General features: G+C 31.1%; 17 protein-coding genes, 6 tRNA genes and 1 pseudogene. 7 read left to right on the top strand and 17 right to left on the bottom strand.

What is annotated here, in order from left to right; genetic code table 11:
- Positions 1-128: 128 nt before the first annotated feature.
- The 4 genes from N524_RS0107610 to N524_RS0107595 form a co-directional block, all read right to left on the bottom strand.
- Positions 129-1,505 (bottom strand): EVE domain-containing protein, encoded by a 1,377-nt coding sequence (locus N524_RS0107610; protein WP_029056166.1) that lies wholly within the window; start codon positions 1,503-1,505, stop codon positions 129-131.
- A gap of 172 nt (positions 1,506-1,677) precedes the next feature.
- Entirely contained in the window at positions 1,678-1,908 is a 231-nt protein-coding gene (locus N524_RS0107605) for a hypothetical protein (RefSeq protein WP_029056165.1), read from the bottom strand.
- Between the two features lie 34 nt (positions 1,909-1,942).
- Positions 1,943-2,881 (bottom strand): type I phosphomannose isomerase catalytic subunit, encoded by a 939-nt coding sequence (locus N524_RS0107600; protein ID WP_029056164.1) that lies wholly within the window; start codon positions 2,879-2,881, stop codon positions 1,943-1,945.
- A 398-nt stretch (positions 2,882-3,279) separates the two neighbouring features.
- Positions 3,280-3,933 (bottom strand): NAD(P)-binding oxidoreductase, encoded by a 654-nt coding sequence (locus tag N524_RS0107595; RefSeq protein WP_029056163.1) that lies wholly within the window; start codon positions 3,931-3,933, stop codon positions 3,280-3,282.
- Between the two features lie 143 nt (positions 3,934-4,076).
- Between N524_RS0107595 and N524_RS0107590 the strand changes: the two genes are divergently transcribed.
- Together N524_RS0107590 and czrB are read left to right on the top strand one after the other, a co-directional pair.
- Positions 4,077-4,400, top strand: coding sequence for an ArsR/SmtB family transcription factor (locus N524_RS0107590; protein WP_029056162.1), 324 nt, complete (start codon positions 4,077-4,079; stop codon positions 4,398-4,400).
- 1 nt (position 4,401) lies between these two features.
- A complete protein-coding gene (czrB, locus tag N524_RS0107585) occupies positions 4,402-5,352 on the top strand; it encodes a CDF family zinc efflux transporter CzrB (protein WP_029056161.1) in 951 nt (316 codons plus the stop codon).
- 56 nt (positions 5,353-5,408) lie between these two features.
- On the opposite strand, the gene N524_RS0107580 is transcribed toward czrB, so the two are convergent.
- A complete protein-coding gene (locus N524_RS0107580; RefSeq protein WP_029056160.1) occupies positions 5,409-6,140 on the bottom strand; it encodes a metallophosphoesterase family protein in 732 nt (243 codons plus the stop codon).
- A 132-nt stretch (positions 6,141-6,272) separates the two neighbouring features.
- Here N524_RS0107580 and N524_RS0107575 point away from each other — a divergent pair, with 132 nt between their 5' ends.
- Complete coding sequence (locus N524_RS0107575; RefSeq protein WP_029056159.1) at positions 6,273-7,460, top strand: lytic transglycosylase; 1,188 nt, start codon at positions 6,273-6,275, stop codon at positions 7,458-7,460.
- A gap of 76 nt (positions 7,461-7,536) precedes the next feature.
- Here the strand turns inward: N524_RS0107575 and N524_RS0107570 are convergent, their stop codons facing one another.
- On the bottom strand, positions 7,537-8,394 hold the full coding sequence (locus tag N524_RS0107570; protein ID WP_017636998.1) for an HAD family hydrolase: 858 nt from the start codon (positions 8,392-8,394) through the stop codon (positions 7,537-7,539).
- Positions 8,395-8,573: 179 nt separating this feature from the next.
- Positions 8,574-10,379, bottom strand: a complete 1,806-nt coding sequence (gene glmS / locus N524_RS0107565; RefSeq protein WP_029056158.1) for a glutamine--fructose-6-phosphate transaminase (isomerizing) — start codon at positions 10,377-10,379, stop codon at positions 8,574-8,576.
- 686 nt (positions 10,380-11,065) lie between these two features.
- On the opposite strand from glmS, the gene N524_RS0107560 reads away from it, so the two are divergent.
- The 4 genes and pseudogenes from N524_RS0107560 to N524_RS0107545 all read left to right on the top strand — a co-directional run bounded on the left by N524_RS0107560 (position 11,066) and on the right by N524_RS0107545 (position 16,259).
- Entirely contained in the window at positions 11,066-12,637 is a 1,572-nt protein-coding gene (locus N524_RS0107560; RefSeq protein ID WP_029056157.1) for a PTS mannitol transporter subunit IICB, read from the top strand.
- Positions 12,638-12,671: 34 nt separating this feature from the next.
- Positions 12,672-14,699, top strand: a pseudogene (locus N524_RS12815) (BglG family transcription antiterminator).
- A gap of 13 nt (positions 14,700-14,712) precedes the next feature.
- A complete protein-coding gene (locus tag N524_RS0107550; protein WP_017636994.1) occupies positions 14,713-15,147 on the top strand; it encodes a PTS sugar transporter subunit IIA in 435 nt (144 codons plus the stop codon).
- A complete protein-coding gene (locus tag N524_RS0107545; protein ID WP_017636993.1) occupies positions 15,147-16,259 on the top strand; it encodes a mannitol-1-phosphate 5-dehydrogenase in 1,113 nt (370 codons plus the stop codon). Before N524_RS0107550 ends, N524_RS0107545 begins: the two co-directional genes overlap by 1 nt.
- Positions 16,260-16,363: 104 nt before the next feature.
- On the opposite strand, the gene glmM is transcribed toward N524_RS0107545, so the two are convergent.
- The 10 genes from glmM to N524_RS0107495 all read right to left on the bottom strand — a co-directional run bounded on the left by glmM (position 16,364) and on the right by N524_RS0107495 (position 21,114).
- Entirely contained in the window at positions 16,364-17,719 is a 1,356-nt protein-coding gene (gene glmM, locus N524_RS0107540; RefSeq protein WP_029056156.1) for a phosphoglucosamine mutase, read from the bottom strand.
- A 27-nt stretch (positions 17,720-17,746) separates the two neighbouring features.
- Positions 17,747-18,679, bottom strand: coding sequence for a CdaR family protein (locus N524_RS0107535; RefSeq protein WP_029056155.1), 933 nt, complete (start codon positions 18,677-18,679; stop codon positions 17,747-17,749).
- A gap of 1 nt (position 18,680) precedes the next feature.
- A complete protein-coding gene (gene cdaA, locus N524_RS0107530; protein ID WP_026083467.1) occupies positions 18,681-19,487 on the bottom strand; it encodes a diadenylate cyclase CdaA in 807 nt (268 codons plus the stop codon).
- A gap of 127 nt (positions 19,488-19,614) precedes the next feature.
- Complete coding sequence (gene rocF / locus N524_RS0107525; RefSeq protein ID WP_029056154.1) at positions 19,615-20,520, bottom strand: arginase; 906 nt, start codon at positions 20,518-20,520, stop codon at positions 19,615-19,617.
- 97 nt (positions 20,521-20,617) lie between these two features.
- Positions 20,618-20,690: transfer RNA gene (locus N524_RS0107520), tRNA-Lys, on the bottom strand.
- A gap of 3 nt (positions 20,691-20,693) precedes the next feature.
- Positions 20,694-20,768 (bottom strand) — tRNA-Gln (locus N524_RS0107515).
- Positions 20,769-20,774: 6 nt separating this feature from the next.
- Positions 20,775-20,858 (bottom strand) — tRNA-Tyr (locus N524_RS0107510).
- Positions 20,859-20,883: 25 nt separating this feature from the next.
- A tRNA-Val gene (locus N524_RS0107505) sits at positions 20,884-20,959 on the bottom strand.
- A 7-nt stretch (positions 20,960-20,966) separates the two neighbouring features.
- Positions 20,967-21,038 (bottom strand) — tRNA-Glu (locus N524_RS0107500).
- Position 21,039: 1 nt separating this feature from the next.
- Positions 21,040-21,114 (bottom strand) — tRNA-Asn (locus N524_RS0107495).
- Positions 21,115-21,119: the final 5 nt, after the last annotated feature.

Genomic DNA, 21,119 nt, shown 5'->3' with positions numbered 1-21,119 from the left:
TTGAAAATTTATAAACCAAATTAAGCCTTTCATATACAAAAAATAAGTTGATTTTATGAAAATCTACTAATTACCGTTACATAACTTGAATGGCAATAGTTGAACGACTTCATAAAATCAACTTATTATTAATCTTGGTTAACCTTCACAATTCTAGTATATTTTAAGAATTGTTGTGTATATTTCTCTTGTATTTCTTCTAAAGTGTCGTATGTGACACCTATAATATGCCAATTCGGGTTAAAATGATAAAATGAGTCTTTGTCTTTAGACCATTTAATCATATTACCTTCTTTATTATATCTAGGCAATGTTACTTCATAACCTTCTAGTACGTTAATATATGTTTGGAATATATCTAGATCGATTCTATTAAAGTTATCAATAACAAGGTAACTTTTATCTTTTTTAGGCATATTTTGAGTTATAAAACCTTCACGATAATATAAAGCGCCACTTTCATTAGGTAAATACTTACCGTATAGCATATCTTCACTAAAATCCGGATGGCCTGTTGTAATGATAGGATTAGCATTTGTTTTTTGTAATAAATCATTAGCGGCTTTTAAGCCTTCTTCTTTTTTATCAACTACTAATAAAATAAATGGTTTAAGTGTATTTTCTTGTTGGTTTTCTTCTAATAAATGAGATTTTTCTACAGTTTCAAATGGATTTTTAATACCATTATTATCGCTCATTTCTAAAATAGCGTCATATTGTACTTGTGACATACTTGCAATAGCTTGTTTTGCATTTTCTTGAAGAAAATATAAGTTTTTAAGTTTAGGGTGTTTATTTAAATAACTCAATGAAATTGGCGTAATATGTTTACCAAACATGATTTCAATTGCCGTACTATTAGTTCTACCAGGAATTGGTGGCTTTTCATGTATGTGTCTAGAAACCTCACCAATACCTATAACAGATTGGTTTTGGTATTTATTGTAAATAATTACATTATCTCCAACTTCTAATTGTGTGTAAAAATGATATCCATTTCTTTTAATGCCATTATATGTGTGAGTAAAAATAGTATAATTTTTACCAGGTTCAAAATCTTCAGTTTCAGACATAAAGAAATAACGCGGTATTTTTGTTTCGCCTTTTCCAAGTTGAATGATTAAATCAAATTCTTCTTTTCTAATTTGATTAAATAACGTTTCTTTCATATTACTCATACGAAAATCTAACGCTTCGCTTCGTTTTAAATAATCAGTTGTTAAAGGTTTTAGTACTTCATTAAAACGAAATTCAACTCTAATTTTATTTTGGGCGCCAGCTTGGACACTAATGATTTCACCAACACCAAGTAGCCCTGTATCAGTTTGAACTTGATAAAAAATGACTTGGTCTCCAGCTTTAGCTTTTTTAAATGCTCTATATCCTTGAGTTGGATTAAATTGCGCACCTGATTCAAATAATGTCGTTTGACCTACTAAAGGTTCATTATGATTCCACCTATTATAACCACAATTTAACCAAAAGTAATTAATTTCTTCTGTCATCACGAATCTCCTCACCTTATTATATGTAAAATAAGTTTTTGTAATTACCTTATTATATCTAACAAAACGACGCTACTACAACTATTTTCACATATTTTATTAAAAAACAGACCAATGACACTTATCATTAGTCTGCGCATGTGTATACTATCAATAAAAATTATTATGCTATTTAATGTGTAGGTAGGAATGAGCCTAATAATGGTAACAAATTAATCATTATGCCGCCTATTGATAGCATAAAACTACTTTCTTTGTCTCGAATTGTAAGAATAGCACTAATAACTCCCACAATAGCAACTATTCTCGGTATTATAAATGATGGATAATGTGGCATATTAAAAAACACACCTGCACCTGAAATGACACCACATAATAAAGAAATATATATAAATTGTTTCATAATTATGAACATCCTTTGTATTAAATATATAAGTTTATATATAACTAATAATTAAAGAAAAATCTCCTTCAAATATATTATCGAGATCTTCTGAAGTTAATACAAAATGACTTCCTTTTTGTATATTAAATACTTCACCATCTGTAATAAGTTTACCTTCGCCTTCAATTACTGAAACTAAGCAAAATTCACGTGGTTTCATATAATTTAATGTGCCAGAAATTTCCCATTTTACTATAGTAAAGAAATCATTAGATACAATATGCGTACATTGGTGACTTTCTATAATTTCTTTTTCTGGAATAATATTAGGTAAATCACTATTAAATTCCATCACATCTAAAGCTTTTTGTATATTTAACTCTCTAGACTCGCCTGTATGTTTGGCTCTTTTATAATCATAAATACGATAGGATATATCGGATGACTGCATCACTTCATATGCAATAATTCCTGATCCTATACTATGAAGTGTTCCAGCTGGTACAAAATAAAATTCGCCAGGCTTAACTGTTACTTTCTTTAAATCATTTTCAAATGTTCCTTGTTCTAGTTGTTGTTGAAAAACTTCTTTAGATTCTGCAGTTGTGCCTAAAACAATTTCAGAGCCTTCTTCCGCATCAATAATGTACCAAAACTCTGATTTACCATATTGGCCATTTTCATGTTCATAAGCATATGAATCATCTGGATGTACGTGAATAGATAAAGGCGATTCAGCATCTACTATCTTTGCGAGTAATGGAAAATCTTTACTTGGAAATTCACCGAATAATTCTCGATGCTCTGCCCATACTTTATCTAATGTTTGGCCTGCATAAAGACCATTGGTAATTTCATTGGTACCATTGGGATGTGCTGAAATACCCCAGCATTCTCCAATATGTTTGCTAGGAAGATTGTACCCAAATGATTCTAATTTATTACCACCCCATAATTTTTCATGAAAAATAGGTTTTAAAAACAGCGGCATTACTACACCTCCATTACTCTCGTTGTATATGTTAATCAATTGTTAGTGATATAAAAATCTCCTAACATAAGTTCTAATAATATGTATATGTTACTTTAGTTTGAAATGTTATAAAATCATTTCAACTCACTACATGTGATTGTATCATAATTCATAATTCAATGGTTATGTTGATTTTGATAAATATTTACAAGACAATATTATCTTTATATTTTAATTAACGATTCTATTATAAAATGAATGGTTCTAGTTATTATAACAATATCTCGCAATGATGATAAGTTATAAAATTCCTCATTTTAATCATAAAAATATTCCATGTTTATTATAAATAAAAAACTTAGGGGACGATTGAAATATATCCCCTAAGTCATTTTATAATTTGAACTTATAATTAATTATTCATATGCTTTTAGAGCATCTTCAATTGTTGATTCTCCAGATAAAATTTGGAATTCTTGATTACTGAATTTATCTGAAGTTACAACATATTTTAGAACTCGTGCAACATCTTCACGTGGAATTGTGCTATAACTATCGAAATATAAATCCGCTTTAATTTTTCCAGTACCTGCATCATCTTTGAGACCACCTGGATGTACAATTGTATAATTTAAATCTGAATGTCTTAAATAATCATCAGCATAATGTTTTGCAATAGTATATGGTTTTAAATCCCCGCTTGCGTCAAACGCTTCTCTTCTTGAATCATAAGTTGAGACCATAACATAATGTTTGATACCTGCTTTTTCACTTGCTTTGATTGTTTTAACAGCACCATCTAAATCTACATAAAAAGTTTTGTCTGCACCTGTACTTCCACCTGAACCAACAGAGAAAATCACTTTATCAAATGATTGGAATTTGTTTGTTAAGTCTTCGATACTATCATTTTCAACATCAATATTTAGAGCTTTAATGTCATTATTTTCTAATTCTGACACTTGCTCATCTTTTCTAACACCGGCAGTAAAGTCAACATTATCTTCTTTTAATTGATTTACTAATTTAGAACCTACGCCACCGTTAGCACCAATTACTAATATACTCATTCCAACGTCCTCCTTTTTATTTCTTGTAATAACTCATTTACCACTTAAATATCCAATTAAACTTCCATTATATTATTGACCTTAATTTCAAACCATTGTATATTAATATATGAACAAGTATTCATATATTAAGAGGTGTTCGTATGACTGAAAGTAAACTTGAAACATCCCATCATCAAACATTAGAAAGAGTTACTGATATTTTCAAAGCTTTAAGTGATATAAATCGTATTAGAATCATGGAATTGTTAGCAACTGGTGAATCTAGTGTAGGGCATATTTCACACACATTAGACCTATCACAATCTAATGTTTCTCATCAACTTAAATTATTAAAATCAGTCAACCTAGTTAAATCTAAACGACAAGGTCAAAGTATGATTTATTCTTTAGATGATCAACATGTCTCTACCCTATTAAAGCAAGCTATTCATCATGCGAGTCATCCAATAGAAGGTGAAAAATAATATGACAACACAACATCATCATGATCATTCTCATGGTCATGTACACACAAATAATAAAAAAGTTCTATTTATCTCGTTTCTTATTATCGGACTATTTATGTTAGTAGAAATCATTGGTGGTTTTTTAGCTAATAGTCTTGCATTACTGTCCGATGGTTTTCATATGTTTAGTGACTCTTTATCACTTTTTGTAGCGTTAATCGCATTTATCTATGCAGAAAAACATGCAACTACATCTAAGACTTATGGCTATAAACGTTTTGAAGTATTAGCAGCACTTTTTAATGGCGTGACGTTGTTTGTCATTAGTATTTTAATAGTAATAGAAGCAATCAAACGATTTTTCGCACCACCTGAAGTACAATCGAAAGAAATGTTTATTATTAGTTTAATTGGTTTAATCGTTAATGTTGCAGTTGCAATTTTAATGTTTAAAAGCGGTGACACGTCACATAACCTTAATATGAGAGGCGCTTTTTTACATGTACTTGGTGACTTATTTGGCTCTATCGGTGCGATTGTAGCAGCCATTTTGATTTGGACATTAGGTTGGACTATCGCTGACCCTATCGCTAGTATTTTAGTGTCCGTCATTATTTTAAAAAGTGCATATGGTATAGCTAAATCTTCAATCAACATTTTAATGGAAGGAACACCTAGCGATGTTGATTTAGATGCAATTATACAGTCGCTAACAAATCATAGCGTTATCCAAAGTGTGCATGATTATCATGTTTGGACTATTTCTAATGATTTAAATGCCTTAAGTTGTCATGCAGTTGTTGCTGATACGTTAACTATCAAAGAAGGAGAACTACTACTTAAGCAAATTGAACATGACTTATTGCATTTAAACATCCAACATATGACGATTCAACTTGAAACAGCAAATCATGATCACGATGACGCGACATTATGTTCAGGCATTCATGGACAAGAACATCATCATTAAATAAAAAAATTGCCTCTCCAAGCTTTAAATTAACTTGTGGAGAGGCAACTTCTATTTTATATAAATTTATCAAATATAAAATCTCTAGCAGGTACTTGTTTAGCTTCAAATCCCTCTAAAAATTCTTCATTATCAAATGCAACTTTAACTCTTTCAATTGAAATATCAGTTTCTGTAATAGTAACAATACCATAAACAGCATTTGAACCGTTATTTAATCCAACAGAACCTGGATTAAAATACATTTTATTTTTATCGTCAAACATATGCAATCTGTGATTATGACCAAAAATAATTAAATCTGCATCTTTATCTGCAAATAATTGTGTCATTTCTTGTTCATCATCTTTGACTATAGGACTAAAAGGTACTTTATCTATAGGAGAAGATAATTTATCATTTTCAATCTCATAGTGTATAAATAACACTTTTTTACCGCAAATTTCTTTTTCGATAAATCGAGGTAATTGATTTAATTCTTCATAATATTCTTCATCTAAATGGCTAGCAATCCATTGATGATGTTCGTAAAACTTATCTTTTAAATCTTCCGGATAAGGAGTGCCGTTTACAACCGACATAATAGCTTCATCATGATTACCTGCAATCATTTCCATATCATCGCGATCGAAAATATGGTCTAATACTTTGTTTGTTTCATGTCCGATTCCGATATTATCTCCAAGATTATAAATTTTTTCAATATCTTCTCTACTATCAATATCATCTAATACAGTTTCTAATGCATCAAAGTTACCATGTACATCAGTTATAATTGCAAATTTCATGATGATATCTCCTTTCATATTAAATTCATTAGAATATTTTAACACTTAATACCCTATTATGTTAGATATTAATTTGAAAAAGTCCAAATTTTTGATATTGTATTTATATTAACGAAAAGGAGTGCTTAAAATTTGTTTAAATATTATAACTTAGCATTTAAGAATGCTAAACCCCAGAATCTTAAAGCAATATTATTTACATTAATAAGCTTTATCGTCATTTTCTTAGTCGGTAGAGTTGCAATGGCTATGATTGGCCAACAAATGATGCAATTACAAATGATGATGCAATTCGGTCAACCAGCAGGACCATTACTTATTCCAATTATTGGTGTAGCTGTATTAGTCATCTTATTATTTATATTTTTAGGTTATCAGTTATTAACTGGTGCTATAAATGTTATTTCTAGAGCTATCAGAAAAGATAAAGTTAAATTCTCTGATTTATTTATCGCCTTTAAAAAAGGTCACTATGCTAAAAGTTTATTACTAGCATTAATTACAATAGTATTGTTTATTATCATTGGATTAATTAATTATTACTTAAGAAAGTTACTATTATTAGCTATGTCCCCATTGAACAATTTAATTATGTCCAACATTGATTTAAATGATCATCAAGGACTGGCCGTAACGTACCAAATTGTTTTTAGTTTAATAATTAGCTTTATTCTTTCTATATTTAGCTGGCTATTCTTAATTTTCATTATTAATTATACAGCTGCTTATGTTGAAAATCCTAAGCAATCAGCAATGACTAGTTTCAAAAATGGATTTAAAGCTATTAAAAACGGACATAAAACATGGTTAAAATTCTTTATAAGTGTTTTATTAATCTTATTAGTATTAAACTTCATCACAAACCTAATTACAGCTTTAATGCTTTTATATTCAAATAGTATTTCACAATCGGTTGCTCAAATAATATTAATCATTATAAATATCATTGTAATTTTAGTAACTTTATTTATCTACTATGCTTTACTTATGGGTATCGTTCAATACTTTATTCGCCGTGGCGAAAAAGTTACAACTAACTCTAAAAAGAATAAAGCTAATAAAGCAGTTGCAAATAAAGACACAAATAATAAAACTACAAAAACACAAGATTTACAAGATACAACTAAAGATAAAGTTGATCAACATTCATCTGATTTAAAAGATAACGCAAAATCTACTACTCAAGATTCTAAAAAAGAATTAAACGATAAAGCTACTCAACACAAAGATGATTTATCAAATTCTACAACATCTCATAAAGATAATTTAGAAGAAACAGCTAAAGATACAATTGATAAAAATAATCCTAATAATAAATAATTAATAATAAAGGTCGAAGTACAAATATTTAAAATTGTACTTCGACCTTTTTATTATATCTATTTCAATCAATATCTTAACTTAGAAAATGTTTTTTTAAGTATTTGGCTGCGCCATCTTCTTCATTAGTATATTCAGTTACATCGTCTGTTAATGATTGAATTTCTGTACGAGCATTTTTCATTGCAACTGTATAATGTCCAAATTCAAACATAGCTCTATCGTTATCACTGTCACCTATCACAAGTGTTTCTTCTTGTTTAATATTAAAGTATTCAATCATTTCTTTGATACCTGTACCTTTATCAGTATTATAAGCCATTGTTTCAGCGTTATAACGTGAAGAGTTAGATACACTAATATTTAGTAATACTTTATTTTGTTGAAGTTCATCACGAAAACGACTAATTTTATCTAAGTTTGTATTAAATAGATATATTTTTGAATAATCCTTTTCAGGAAATTGATCTACCCATTGAATTTTATCTTTTATGGCTTCTCGTCTTGATGCCCATTCGCTTTGTCCTACATTATTAGGAGGCGTTTCACTGCCACTCACCATTTCACTCATCCAAGATTGATCTTCTTTTAATACTAGGCGTTGTTCACCAAATGGGAATACTTCATAATAAATGTGATGTTGTTGTGCTAATTTCACAATTTGATTCACAGAATCTAAAGACATACTATGCTTAAATATATTTTTATCATTGACTTCACCAGTTGTACCGTTGGAACTTATAATACCATCAACTAAAAAACCTTCTGGTACTAATTGATGAATTTCAGAATATGAACGCCCAGTCGCTAAGAATACTTTGAATTCATTATCTCTTAGTGAATTAATGACGTCTCTAGTATATTCAGATGCTCTATTATCTTCATGTAAAATTGTACCATCCATATCTAAAAATATCGCTTTTATGTTGTCCATATAATCCTCCAATATGTTAAGTTCTATATTACTTAAAATTTTGTCACTTATTTAAGAAAAGTGCAATAAAAATAATCCCTTTTTAGTCAACTCATAACTAAAAGGGATTATCCTTATATCAACATGTTAAAGTTTCTTAATACCAAAATTATGGTATTCATCACTTTTAATTTTTAAATTTATTCAACTGTAACTGATTTTGCTAAGTTACGTGGTTTATCAACATCAAGATCTCTGTGTAGCGCTGCATAATAAGAAATTAATTGTAGTGCTACTACTGAAACTAATGGTGTTAATAATTCATGAACATGAGGAATGACGTACGTATCTCCCTCTTTTTCTAAACCTTCCATTGAGATAATACAAGTACTAGCACCACGTGCAGCAACTTCTTTAACATTACCACGAATAGATAAGTTTACATTGTCTTGAGTAGCTAAAGCAATAACTGGTGTACGATCTTCAATTAATGCAATCGTACCATGTTTTAATTCACCGCCAGCAAATCCTTCAGCTTGAATATATGAAATCTCTTTAAGTTTTAATGCACCTTCTTGACTGACATTATAATCAATAGTACGACCAATAAAGAATGCATTATGTGTTGTCTCAAGGAAATCAGTAGCAATTTGTTCCATTACAGGTGCATCGTCTACGATAGATTCGATTGCAGTAGTAACTTTCGCTAATTCTCTTAATAAATCAATGTCTGCTTCACGACCATGTGTTTTAGCAACTATTTGAGCTAAAATAGATAATACAGCAATTTGTGCTGTATATGCTTTAGTAGAAGCTACAGCAATTTCTGGACCTGCATGTAATAATAATGTGTGATCCGCTTCACGTGATAATGTTGAACCAGATACGTTAGTTATTGTTAGCGCTTTATGACCTAATTTTTTAGTTTCAACCAATACGGCACGACTATCTGCAGTTTCACCAGATTGTGAAATATAAATGAATAATGGTTTTTCAGATAATAAAGGCATGTTATAAACAAATTCAGAAGCTACGTGTACTTCTGTTGGTACACCTGCCCATTTTTCTAAGAATTCTTTACCAACTAAACCAGCATGATAGCTAGTACCAGCAGCGATAATATAGATACGATCAGCTTGTGCAACATCATCTACTATGTCTTTATCAATTTTTAGATTACCTTCGTCATCTTGATATTCTTGAATAATTCGACGCATAACAGCTGGTTGTTCGTGAATCTCTTTTAACATGTAGTGATCGTAAACACCTTTTTCAGCATCTGATGCATCAATTTCAGCAGTATAAGCGTCACGTTCTTGAACTTGACCGTTAATATCCTTGATAATAACTTCATCACGTTTAACGATAACAATTTCATGGTCATGAATTTCTTTATATTGATTAGTTACTTGTAACATAGCTAATGCATCTGATGCAATGACATTAAAACCATCACCAACACCGATTAAAAGTGGTGATTTATTCTTAGCTACATACATAGTATCTTTATCTTCTTCATCTAATAAACCTAAAGCGTATGAACCATGTAATAATGAAACAACTTTAGTAAATGCATCTTCTGTTTCAAAACCTTGTTTAGAGAAGTATTCAATTAATTGAACGATAACTTCTGTATCTGTTTCAGAAACAAATTTAACATCATTTAAATATTCATTTCTTAATTCTTCATAGTTTTCAATTACACCATTATGTACTAGTGTAAAACGACCAGTAGTTGATTGATGTGGATGTGAGTTTTCATAGTTAGGTACACCATGTGTTGCCCAACGAGTGTGACCGATTCCAACAGTGCCATCAATATCACTACTATCCGCTACTTTGCGTAATTCTGCAATACGACCTTTTTCTTTAAATACTTTAGTGCCTTCGTCGTTTGCTACAGCAACACCAGCTGAATCATAACCTCTATATTCTAATTTTTCTAAACCTTTTAATAATAATTCTTTGGCATTATCATAGCCAATATATCCTACTATTCCGCACATATTTACTTTTCCTCCAGTTATTGAAATAACGTTAGTAGCAATGATTTATTACTTATAATTTAGTTTAGTAATCTACTATCATTAGCGTTCATATTTGTAGTAACTTTTATCTTAGTTTAACCACACTTGAAAATAAGCGTGATAAATTATCACACTTAAACTTCTAACGTTTTTCATTTTATATAATATTAATTGGCGATCTTATTAACTTTGTCCAATAGGTTACCCTACTGTTTTACTTAATAAGCTAACGAATGAGCCACATCCGGGATAGCATCCGCCGATCTATTCGATCACTATCCTCCTCGTCTACAAGTTATAAATGTACGCTATAGAAATTTATACAAATAGATTTAATTTCTAATCCTCACATGTCATTAATAGCTTGCACAGGCGCTTTGTAATATTGTTTTACTATCCTCCCTTCCATTAGAACCTATTGTACAATGTAGTTTGTCTTAATTGCAAATATTTTCACAAGGTTTTTGTAAAAAATATGTACTACCATTTCCATTTAAAATTCATTGTAATAAAGCTTTTAATTTACATTATCTTTACCTATATATTATAGAATGATTGTTGTCATGATTATTATGACAAATTTGAATTTTGTTCTTGTTGTAGTAATTGTCTACTTAGATTTACAATAAATATAGTCAAATACTAATTAAAAAAGAGGTGTAGATATGGCTCAGAAACAAGAAAACAAAGGTTTTGGCCGTAAAGTTCAAGCATTCGGTTCTTTTCTTAGTAGTATGATCATGCCAAACATTGGCGCGTTCATCGCTTGGGGATTTATCGCTGCTATATTTATAGACAATGGATGGATGCCTAATAAAGATTTATCTCAATTAGCTGATCCTATGATTAAATTTTTAATCCCATTATTAATCGCATTTAGTGGTGGACGTTTAATCCACGGATTACGTGGTGGTATCATTGCTGCTACATCAACTATGGGGGTTATCGTAGCATTACCTGACACACCAATGTTACTTGGTGCAATGATTATGGGACCATTAGTTGGTTGGTTAATGAAAAAAACTGACGAATTTGTTCAACCTAGAACACCACAAGGTTTCGAGATGTTATTCAATAACTTCTCTGCTGGTATCCTAGGTTTCATCATGACAATTTTAAGTTTTGAAATTTTAGCTCCAATCATGAAATTCATAATGCATATATTATCAGTTGCAGTTGAGGCTTTAGTTCATGCTCATTTACTTCCAATCGTAAGTATTTTAGTTGAACCAGCTAAAATTGTATTCTTAAATAACGCTATCAACCATGGTGTATTCACACCACTTGGTGCTGACCAAGCTGCTACAGCAGGTCAATCAATACTTTATACAATTGAATCAAACCCTGGACCTGGTTTTGGTATTTTACTTGCATATATGTTCTTTGGTAAAGGAACTGCAAAAGCTACTTCTTACGGTGCAGGAATCATCCACTTCTTAGGTGGAATTCATGAAATTTATTTCCCTTACGTATTAATGAGACCAATGTTATTTATCTCAGTTATTTTAGGTGGTATGACTGGCGTTGCTACTTATCAAGCAACTGGATTTGGATTTAGAAGTCCAGCGTCACCAGGATCATTTATCACTTATTGTATTAACGCACCTAAAGGTGAATTCCTTCATATGTTATTAGGTGTAGTATTAGCGACATTAGTTTCTTTCGCTGTTTCAGCAATCATTCTTAAGTTCACTAAAGAACCTAAACAAGATTTAGAAGCTGCTACTGCTCAAATGGAAGCAACTAAAGGTAAAAAATCAAGTGTGTCTTCAAAATTAACTAATAAAGATAATAATGACTCATCAGCTAAAGCTACTACTGCTGGTGCTGCAACAGGTGCTGGCGCTGCAGGTGCTGCTACTTCAACAGAACAATCTGATGATGAAGATAATGCTGATCAATTATTAGATAATTATAATACTGAAGATGTTGATGCCCACGATTACAGTAATGTTGACCATGTTATCTTTGCATGTGATGCGGGTATGGGTTCTAGTGCAATGGGTGCTAGTATGTTACGTAATAAATTCAAAAAAGCTGGCATCTCAGATGTAAATGTTACAAACACAGCAATTAACCAATTACCAAGTGATGCTCAATTAGTTATCACTCAAAAAACATTAACTGACCGTGCAATTAAACAAGTACCAAATGCAATTCACATTTCAGTTGATAACTTCTTAAACTCACCAAGATATGAAGAATTACTAAATAACCTTAAAAAAGAAGAACAATAATTTTTAAATATTAATATTAATGGAGGATACCGCCATGTTATTGAGTACACGTGAAAAAGAGATTATAGAACTTTTAATCAAGTATCACGGACAATATGTCACTATATATGACATTGCTCAACAACTGGCAGTGTCCTCTCGTACTATTCATAGAGAATTAAAGCACGTTGAATCATATATAGATACCTTTTCAATTCAACTTGACCGAGTTAACAAAAAAGGTATTCGTTTAAATGGGGATCAACAAGCTATTCAAAGCTTAAAATATGAAATGACGCAACAACAAACTATAGACTTATCAGTTGAAGAACAAAAGGTTATTATTTTATATGCTCTTATTCAATCTAAACATGCCGTTAAACAGTATAGTCTTGCTCAAGAAATCAGCGTTTCTATACAATCATTAGCGAAATTATTAGATGAATTAGAACATGATTTAGAATCATATCAATTATCCTTAACACGAAAACGTGGCGAAGGCGTTATGTTAAATGGTACTGAATCTAAAAAAAGAGAGTTCTTAAGTCAGCTAATGGTAAATAATTTAAATAGTACAAGTGTTTATTCAGTTATTGAAAATCATTTTGTCTACCAATCATTACATCAATCTCAACAATCACTTGTGGATTTAGACCGAATTTTTAAAGTTGAGAGAATTCTAATGGATTATTTAGGAGAGCTCCCCTATTCATTAACAGAATCTAGCTATCTCACGTTAACCGTTCATATTGTACTAAGTATTACTCGGATGCAAAACAATGAATATGTTTCACTTAATGAAGATATTTATCAATCAGTAAAACATACATTTGAACATGAAGTAGCTAGTGAAATTGCTAAACGTCTAGAAGATTTATATGATGTCCAATTCAACCAAGCTGAAGTCACATTTATTACCATTCACTTGCGGGGTTCAAAACGTAAAGATACTAAAGATACTTTATTTGAAGATAAGAAAAATGAGCAAAAAATAAAATCTTTCGTGCAAACCGTAGAAGAGATTTCGGGTCAATACTTTGATGAAAAAACTACTCTAATTAATGGATTATCATTGCATATTAATCCAGCAATTAATCGTTTAGAATCAAATATTGAAACATATAATCCTTTGACCGATATGATTAAGTACAAATATCCAAGACTATTTGATAATGTGAGCAAAGCATTGCATGTTGTTTGGCCAGAGTTAATCTTTCCTGATAGCGAGATTGCTTTTATTGTCCTTCATTTTGGAGGATCAATTAAAAACCAAGGACATCAATTTTTAAATATTTTAGTCGTCTGTAGTAGTGGCATAGGTACAAGCCGTCTATTAGCAACTAGACTTGAACAAGTGTTTAGTGAAATTGAACGAATTACACAGGCTTCTGTAAGTGATCTAAACGTGCTTGATTTATCTCAATACGATGGTATTATATCCACCGTAAATTTGGATATAGATAGACCATTTTTAACAGTTAATCCTTTACTCCCTGATTCTGACATAGGATATGTCGCTTCATTTTTAAATACTAAAGAAGCACACCATATGAATCACAATGAAGGAAAAGAATTAATTAATTATTCACCTGAAGATGTTATGGAAACAATACGTCAAGGTTTAAAGTTAGTTGATTCCGTGAAAATAGAATATAAATCAGTAGATAATTGGAATCAATATTTATCTGATTACCTAGTAAGTCATCGTATTATTGATGATGGTCAGTCATTCGCTGAATTATTACAACATCGGTTGGAGGAAAATCCTAATTGGATACTAAGCCCCTACCCTATAGCTATTCCTCATATGAGAGATTCAATGTTTAAAGAACCATGAATCCTCATAACTATTTTGGAGGAACCAATAAAGATGAGTAATATTCAAAATGACAATGACTACATTAATTATATGTTAAGTATGTTTATTCCAGATAATGCAATCATGGTAGATCTTGTTAGTACAATTTCCGAAACACTAAGCAACCATTTGGAAAACTTAGATGATTTTATGAAAAATCCACATGACTTTAAAATTATACTGGAAAAGCAATTTTTAAAACGAATTAAAAAACAATTAATTTAGGAGTGTATTTATAATGAGCGAATTATTCAGTAATGAAAACATTTTTATTAACGTATCAGTAGCAAGCCAAAACGATGCAATCGAGAAAGCAGGACAAGCTCTAGTTGATAGCGGAGCTGTAACTGAAAATTATATTCAAGCAATGAAAGATCGTGAAGATGTTGTTTCAACATTTATGGGTAACGGTTTAGCAATTCCTCACGGTACTGAAGAAGCTAAAGGAAATGTTATTCAATCAGGCTTAAGTTTATTACAAATTCCTGAAGGTGTTGATTGGAATGGCGAAGAAGTTAAAGTTGTCGTTGGTATCGCTGGTAAAGACGGAGAACACTTAGACTTATTATCTAAAATTGCGATTACTTTCAGTGAAGAAGAAAATGTAGAACGTATTATCAACGCTAAATCAGCTGACGAAATTAAACAAGTCTTTGAGGAGGCTGATGCATAATGAAAGCAGTACATTTTGGTGCCGGTAATATTGGTCGTGGATTTATTGGATATATTTTAGCTGATAATAATATTAAAGTTACATTTGCAGATGTAAATGATGAAATTATTAATGCATTACAAACGGAACATGAATACGATGTTATTTTAGCAGATGAAGCTAAAACAACTACAAGGGTAAACAATGTTGATGCGATTAATTCTGCTAAACCTTCAGACGAATTGAAACAAGCTATTTTAGAAGCTGATTTAATCACAACTGCTGTTGGTGTTAACATTTTACCTATTATTGCAAAATCATTTGCGCCTTATTTAAAAGAAAAAGAAAACCATGTTAATATCGTTGCTTGTGAAAATGCTATTATGGCTACAGATACACTTAAAAAAGCTATTTTAGATATTACTGGTCCTTTAGGCGACAATATTCATTTTGCAAACTCTGCAGTTGATAGAATTGTTCCATTACAAAAAAATGAAAATATTTTAGATGTTATGGTAGAACCTTTCTATGAATGGGTTGTTGAAAAAGATGCTTGGTATGGTGAAGAATTAGACCATATTAAATATGTTGATGATTTAACTCCTTATATTGAAAGAAAATTATTAACTGTTAATACAGGACATGCTTTCTTAGCATATGCTGGTTATAACGATAATAAAGCAACTGTATTAGATGCAGTTCAAGATAGCACTATCGAAGCTGGTTTAAGACGTGTACTAGCTGAAACAAGTGATTATATCACACGTGAATTTGATTTTTCTAAATCAGAACAATCTCAATATGTAGAAAAAATTATTGAACGTTTCAATAACTCTTATCTATCTGATGAAGTAACACGTGTTGGTCGCGGAACTCTACGTAAAATTGGTCCTAAAGATCGTATTATTAAACCATTAAATTATTTATATGAACATAATTTAGAAAGAGATGGCTTAGTTAAAGCAGCTGCCCTACTTTTAAAATATGATGATAAAGCTGACCAAGAAACTGTTGAAAAGAATAATTATATTCAAGAACATGGTGTAAAATCATTCTTACAAACGTATGCTAAAGTTGAAGGACCATTAGCAGAAGAAATTGAAAAAGAATATAATGAACTTATTTCAAAATAATATTTGTTGAATCAAAAATGGACCAGATGTAAGCTTCTGGTCCATTTTTATTATATATATTTAAAGAACGTGCCTTTTCATTTATGGCACGTTCTTTATTTGAATTATTTATCTAAACCCATTTTGTCTTTTACGACATCAGCAATTTGTTGGGCATATCTTTTTGCATCTTCATCTGTTGAAGCTTCAACCATTACTCTTACTAATGGCTCTGTTCCAGAAGGACGTACTAAAATTCTACCTTCTCCATTCATTTCAACTTCAACTTTAGTCATTACTTCTTTAACATCAATATTTTCTTCAACGCGATATTTATCTGTTACTCTTACATTTATTAATGATTGAGGATATGTTTTCATTTGTGAAGCTAACTCACTTAATGATTTACCTGACATTTTGATGATAGCTGCTAATTGTACACCAGTTAATAAGCCATCACCTGTTGTATTATAATCCATTAATACGATATGACCTGATTGCTCACCACCAAGATTATAATTTCCTCTTCTCATTTCTTCTACAACGTAACGGTCTCCAACTTTAGTTTTATTAGATTGAATGCCTTCATTTTCTAAAGCTTTATAAAAACCTAAATTACTCATTACAGTTGAAACTATCATATTATTATTTAATTCTTGATTTTTATGCATTTCTTGACCAATAATAAACATAATTTGGTCTCCATCAACGATTTTACCATTTTCATCAACAGCAATAATTCTATCTCCATCTCCGTCAAATGCTAAACCAAAGTCACTTCCAGTTTCAAGAACTTTTTTTGCAAGAGCTTCAGGATGTGTAGAACCACAATTTTCATTAATGTTGTATCCATCTGGACTACAACCCACTGTTTCAGTATCAGCTTCTAAATCGCCGAATAAAAATGGTGCTAAAGAAGATGTAGAACCATTTGCACCATCTAAAACAATTTTCATACCTTCTAAATTAACATCTACAGTAGATTTTAAATAACTTAAATATTTTTGTGCACCTTCAAAGTAATCTGAATAATGAACGATTTCTGTACCAGTTGGTCTTGGTAAACTTGGATTTTCTTGATCAAGTAATTCTTCGATTTCATTTTCTTGATCATCTGATAATTTGAAACCATCAGAACCAAAGAATTTAATACCATTATCTGCAACTGGATTATGTGATGCAGAAATCATTACACCTAATTCTGCGTCCATTTCTCTCGTTAAATATGCTACACCTGGCGTTGAAATAATACCCAATCGCATGACTTCAGCTCCAATAGATATAAGTCCTGCAATGAGTGCTGATTCTAACATTTCTCCTGAAACTCTTGTATCTCTACCAACAAGGACTCTAGGGTGATTTTCCCCTTTATTATGTGCTAATACATAACCACCATATCTACCTAGCTTAAACGCTAGTTCAGGTGTTAATTCTTCATTTGCTACACCTCTGACACCGTCAGTACCAAAATATTTTCCCATGTTTTACTCTCCTTTTATTTCTTTCAATTATTTAACTGTGATATAAGCTTTTGTTTCTTCAGGGTTAACCCTACTTACACTTTTAGGTAAATCAAATTTTACAGTTTTCTCAGTGGACTCTGAAATATCATCTAAGTCTATTTCAGCTGTAATATTATTTATACCCTGTATATCTTCTCTACTACCATAAATTTCAACTTCATCGTCATTTAATTTAACATTATCTACCTTTTTATTGTCTTTTAATTTTCCAGTCGTCTTTGTGTTAACTTTAACCTTTTTACTATAAGGTTTAACAGACACTTTCAAATCAACTTCATCTGGGTTAATAGAAACATTCATTTTATTTAAATCTTTGTCATAAGCATTTACTGTAGCAATATCTTTAGTATCTTTACTTATTTTACTAGAATTTTTGAATGTTGCTTTTAAGTAAGCAATTTGTTTTAATTGTTCTTCTCCACCAGTTACTTTAACTGTTTCAGGTGAAATTTTTTGATTATCAATTTGGTAACCATCTGCAATATCACTTTGACTTACATCAGGCTCTACATGCATTGTTTTAGTTATTTTCTTTTCTAATGTGATGTTGGCTGATTTAGGTTTAACATTATAATTAATGCTATTATTTAAACCTTTAACTTGAAATTTCTTTTGATATTTACCAGCTTTTTCACCTGATAAATCTACAACAACTTTTAAATCATCGGGATCTTCAATTTTTATTAACTTTGATTGTGGACCAGAAATATTTACATCTACTGTGTCTGGTACATGTGTAGCGTGTAAATCTTTATGGTTATATATCGCTTCTACTGGAACATCTTGTATTGTTTTTGTTGATTTCTGTGATATATCATCAGAGTTAAAGATATTCCCAAATACATTATTCACTGATAAGAAGAAAAATATAGCTAATATCAGTGCAACGAATCTTAATCCCCATTTACTTTCTAACATATTAATTCACACCTTTCTTTTGAAAGTGTGTGCCAAACCAATGTTCAGATAATAGCTCTTCAAACACTTCATTTGAAATATCTCTTCTTAACTTACCATCAAAAGTAACTGAAATATCACCAGTTTCTTCTGACACAATAACTGTAAAAGCATCAGATACTTCTGAAATACCTACAGCTGCTCTATGTCTTGTACCTAAACTTTTAGATATTTTAACACTATCTGATAATGGTAAATAACTTGCTGCTGCTGCTATTTTAGTTCCTTGAATTATCATTGCACCATCATGTAATGGTGTATTAGGTATAAACACATTGGTTAATAATTCTTGAGAAATTTTAGAATCCATAGGAATACCTGTTTCAATATAATCTTGAAGACCAGTTTCCTTTTCAAAAACTATAAGTGCTCCAATACGACGTTTAGCCATATATTGAACCGCTTTTGATACAGATTGAATTAATTTCTCTTCATCTTTAGTATAGGCGTTGGTATAACGTTTTAAGAAACTACCTCTACCTAATTGTTCCAAAGCCCTTCGAATTTCTGGTTGGAATATTACAATTAATGCCAATACTCCCCATTGAATCACAATGTCAAACAATTTTGAAGTTGCAGTCAAATTTAGTATTTTACTGATTTGTTGACCGATTACTATTACAACAATACCTTTTAATAATTGTATTGCTTTTGTACCTTTAAAAACTGTAATCAGTAAATAAAGAACATACCACACAATCAATAAATCGAGGACACTAGTTATGACTTTTAAAGTACTAAAATTTTGAAAAAAATTGGAAAAATCCATAACATCTCCTCCGATAACATTTTCCATATTATTCATTATATCAATCATTAGAACACGTGTCATATGAACACTAATAAAAATGAAAAAAACTTGCATGTCGATTAACATGCAAGTTACATAAATTAAATTATAGTAGTGTTTCTCCAAAAAATGTACCAAGTAATGAAACAGCTTGTTCCGCTGTATTGTTATGTAAATCAATTAATGGGTTAACTTCAACTAAATCCATAGATGTAATCATTTTGCTTTCATGAAGTAATTCAAGCGCAAAATGACTTTCTCTATAACTTAAACCACCTAACACTCTTGTACCGGTTCCTGGTGTTTCTGTAGGGTCTAATGCATCAACATCTAAAGATAAATGTAATCCATCGACATTTCTATCTTTTAAATATTGTACAGACTCATTTATTACAGACTCAATACCTAACTTATCAACATCAGCCATTGTATAAGTTTTAATATTTTGTTCTTTAATATAATGACGTTCCCCTTTATCTAAATCTCGCATACCAATAAGAACAACATTTTCAGGTTTTAGTTTAGGTTGAAAATCATTTAAATTCACAAGTTCACTTGGCCCTTCTCCAAGTAATATTCTTAATGGCATACCATGTATATTACCAGATGGAGATTCATCAGGAATATTTAAATCACCATGTGCATCATACCAAATTACCCCTAAATTAGAGTAGTGTTTACTTATTCCAGAAATAGAGCCTACTGCAATAGAATGATCGCCACCTATCACTAGAGGAAAACTATTATTGGATATAGTTTGATCAACTTTATCACTTAAAGTGTTTGAAACTTGAACAATTTCATCATAGTTTCTTAATCCTTCTTGCTCAGAGTTGAATTTTTTTAAATCTATTGTCGGTACATCAATATTACCTCTATCACTAACATTTAGACCAATATTTTCTAATCTATCTTGTAAACCAGCATACCTTATTGCATCTGGACCAAGATTGACTCCTAATTTTCTTTGACCAAATGTTGAAGGTACCCCAATAATATCTATATTTTTCATCTTATTCTCCACCTCTTTTAAGTATTAGTTATAGAATAATGTATTCGTTTACATAAAACAATAAAAAAAACATCTTTCCTAAGAAAGATGTTTTGAGTGAGCCATAGAGGATTCGAACCTCTGACCCTCTGATTAAAAGTCAGATGCTCTACCAACTGAGCTAATGGCTCTTATGGCTGGGCTAGCTGGATTCGAACCAGCGCGTGACGGAGTCAAAGTCCGTTGCCTTACCGCTTGGCTATAGCCCATTAAGATGGTGGAGGGGGGCAGATTCGAACTGCCGAACCCGAAGGAGCGGATTTACAGTCCGCCGCGTTTAGCCACTTCGCTACCCCTCCGACATATTTATTTAAACAAAATAAATGGTGGAGAATGACGGGTTCGAACCGCCGACCCTCTGCTTGTAAGGCAGATGCTCTCCCAGCTGAGCTAATTCTCCATTAAAATGACTCCTACGGGACTCGAACCCGTGTTACCGCCGTGAAAGGGCGGTGTCTTAACCGCTTGACCAAGGAGCCATGGCTCCACAGGTAGGACTCGAACCTACGACCGATCGGTTAACAGCCGATAGCTCTACCACTGAGCTACTGTGGAATAAT

The organism is Staphylococcus sp. URHA0057 (genome assembly GCF_000620265.1).
Lineage (GTDB): Bacteria > Bacillota > Bacilli > Staphylococcales > Staphylococcaceae > Staphylococcus > Staphylococcus pasteuri.
This window is presented reverse-complemented; position numbering and strand designations above follow the sequence as displayed.

Coding starts and splice junctions, on each gene's coding strand:
- N524_RS0107605 (WP_029056165.1), bottom strand. CDS start 1,908: ATGAAACAATTTATATATATTTCTTTATTATGTGGTGTCATTTCAGGT.
- N524_RS0107545 (WP_017636993.1), top strand. CDS start 15,147: ATGAAAGCAGTACATTTTGGTGCCGGTAATATTGGTCGTGGATTTATT.
- N524_RS0107590 (WP_029056162.1), top strand. CDS start 4,077: ATGACTGAAAGTAAACTTGAAACATCCCATCATCAAACATTAGAAAGA.
- cdaA (WP_026083467.1), bottom strand. CDS start 19,487: ATGGATTTTTCCAATTTTTTTCAAAATTTTAGTACTTTAAAAGTCATA.
- N524_RS0107570 (WP_017636998.1), bottom strand. CDS start 8,394: ATGGACAACATAAAAGCGATATTTTTAGATATGGATGGTACAATTTTA.
- glmS (WP_029056158.1), bottom strand. CDS start 10,379: ATGTGCGGAATAGTAGGATATATTGGCTATGATAATGCCAAAGAATTA.
- glmM (WP_029056156.1), bottom strand. CDS start 17,719: ATGGGAAAATATTTTGGTACTGACGGTGTCAGAGGTGTAGCAAATGAA.
- N524_RS0107560 (WP_029056157.1), top strand. CDS start 11,066: ATGGCTCAGAAACAAGAAAACAAAGGTTTTGGCCGTAAAGTTCAAGCA.
- N524_RS0107595 (WP_029056163.1), bottom strand. CDS start 3,933: ATGAGTATATTAGTAATTGGTGCTAACGGTGGCGTAGGTTCTAAATTA.
- N524_RS0107550 (WP_017636994.1), top strand. CDS start 14,713: ATGAGCGAATTATTCAGTAATGAAAACATTTTTATTAACGTATCAGTA.
- N524_RS0107610 (WP_029056166.1), bottom strand. CDS start 1,505: ATGACAGAAGAAATTAATTACTTTTGGTTAAATTGTGGTTATAATAGG.
- N524_RS0107580 (WP_029056160.1), bottom strand. CDS start 6,140: ATGAAATTTGCAATTATAACTGATGTACATGGTAACTTTGATGCATTA.
- czrB (WP_029056161.1), top strand. CDS start 4,402: ATGACAACACAACATCATCATGATCATTCTCATGGTCATGTACACACA.
- N524_RS0107600 (WP_029056164.1), bottom strand. CDS start 2,881: ATGCCGCTGTTTTTAAAACCTATTTTTCATGAAAAATTATGGGGTGGT.
- rocF (WP_029056154.1), bottom strand. CDS start 20,520: ATGAAAAATATAGATATTATTGGGGTACCTTCAACATTTGGTCAAAGA.
- N524_RS0107535 (WP_029056155.1), bottom strand. CDS start 18,679: ATGTTAGAAAGTAAATGGGGATTAAGATTCGTTGCACTGATATTAGCT.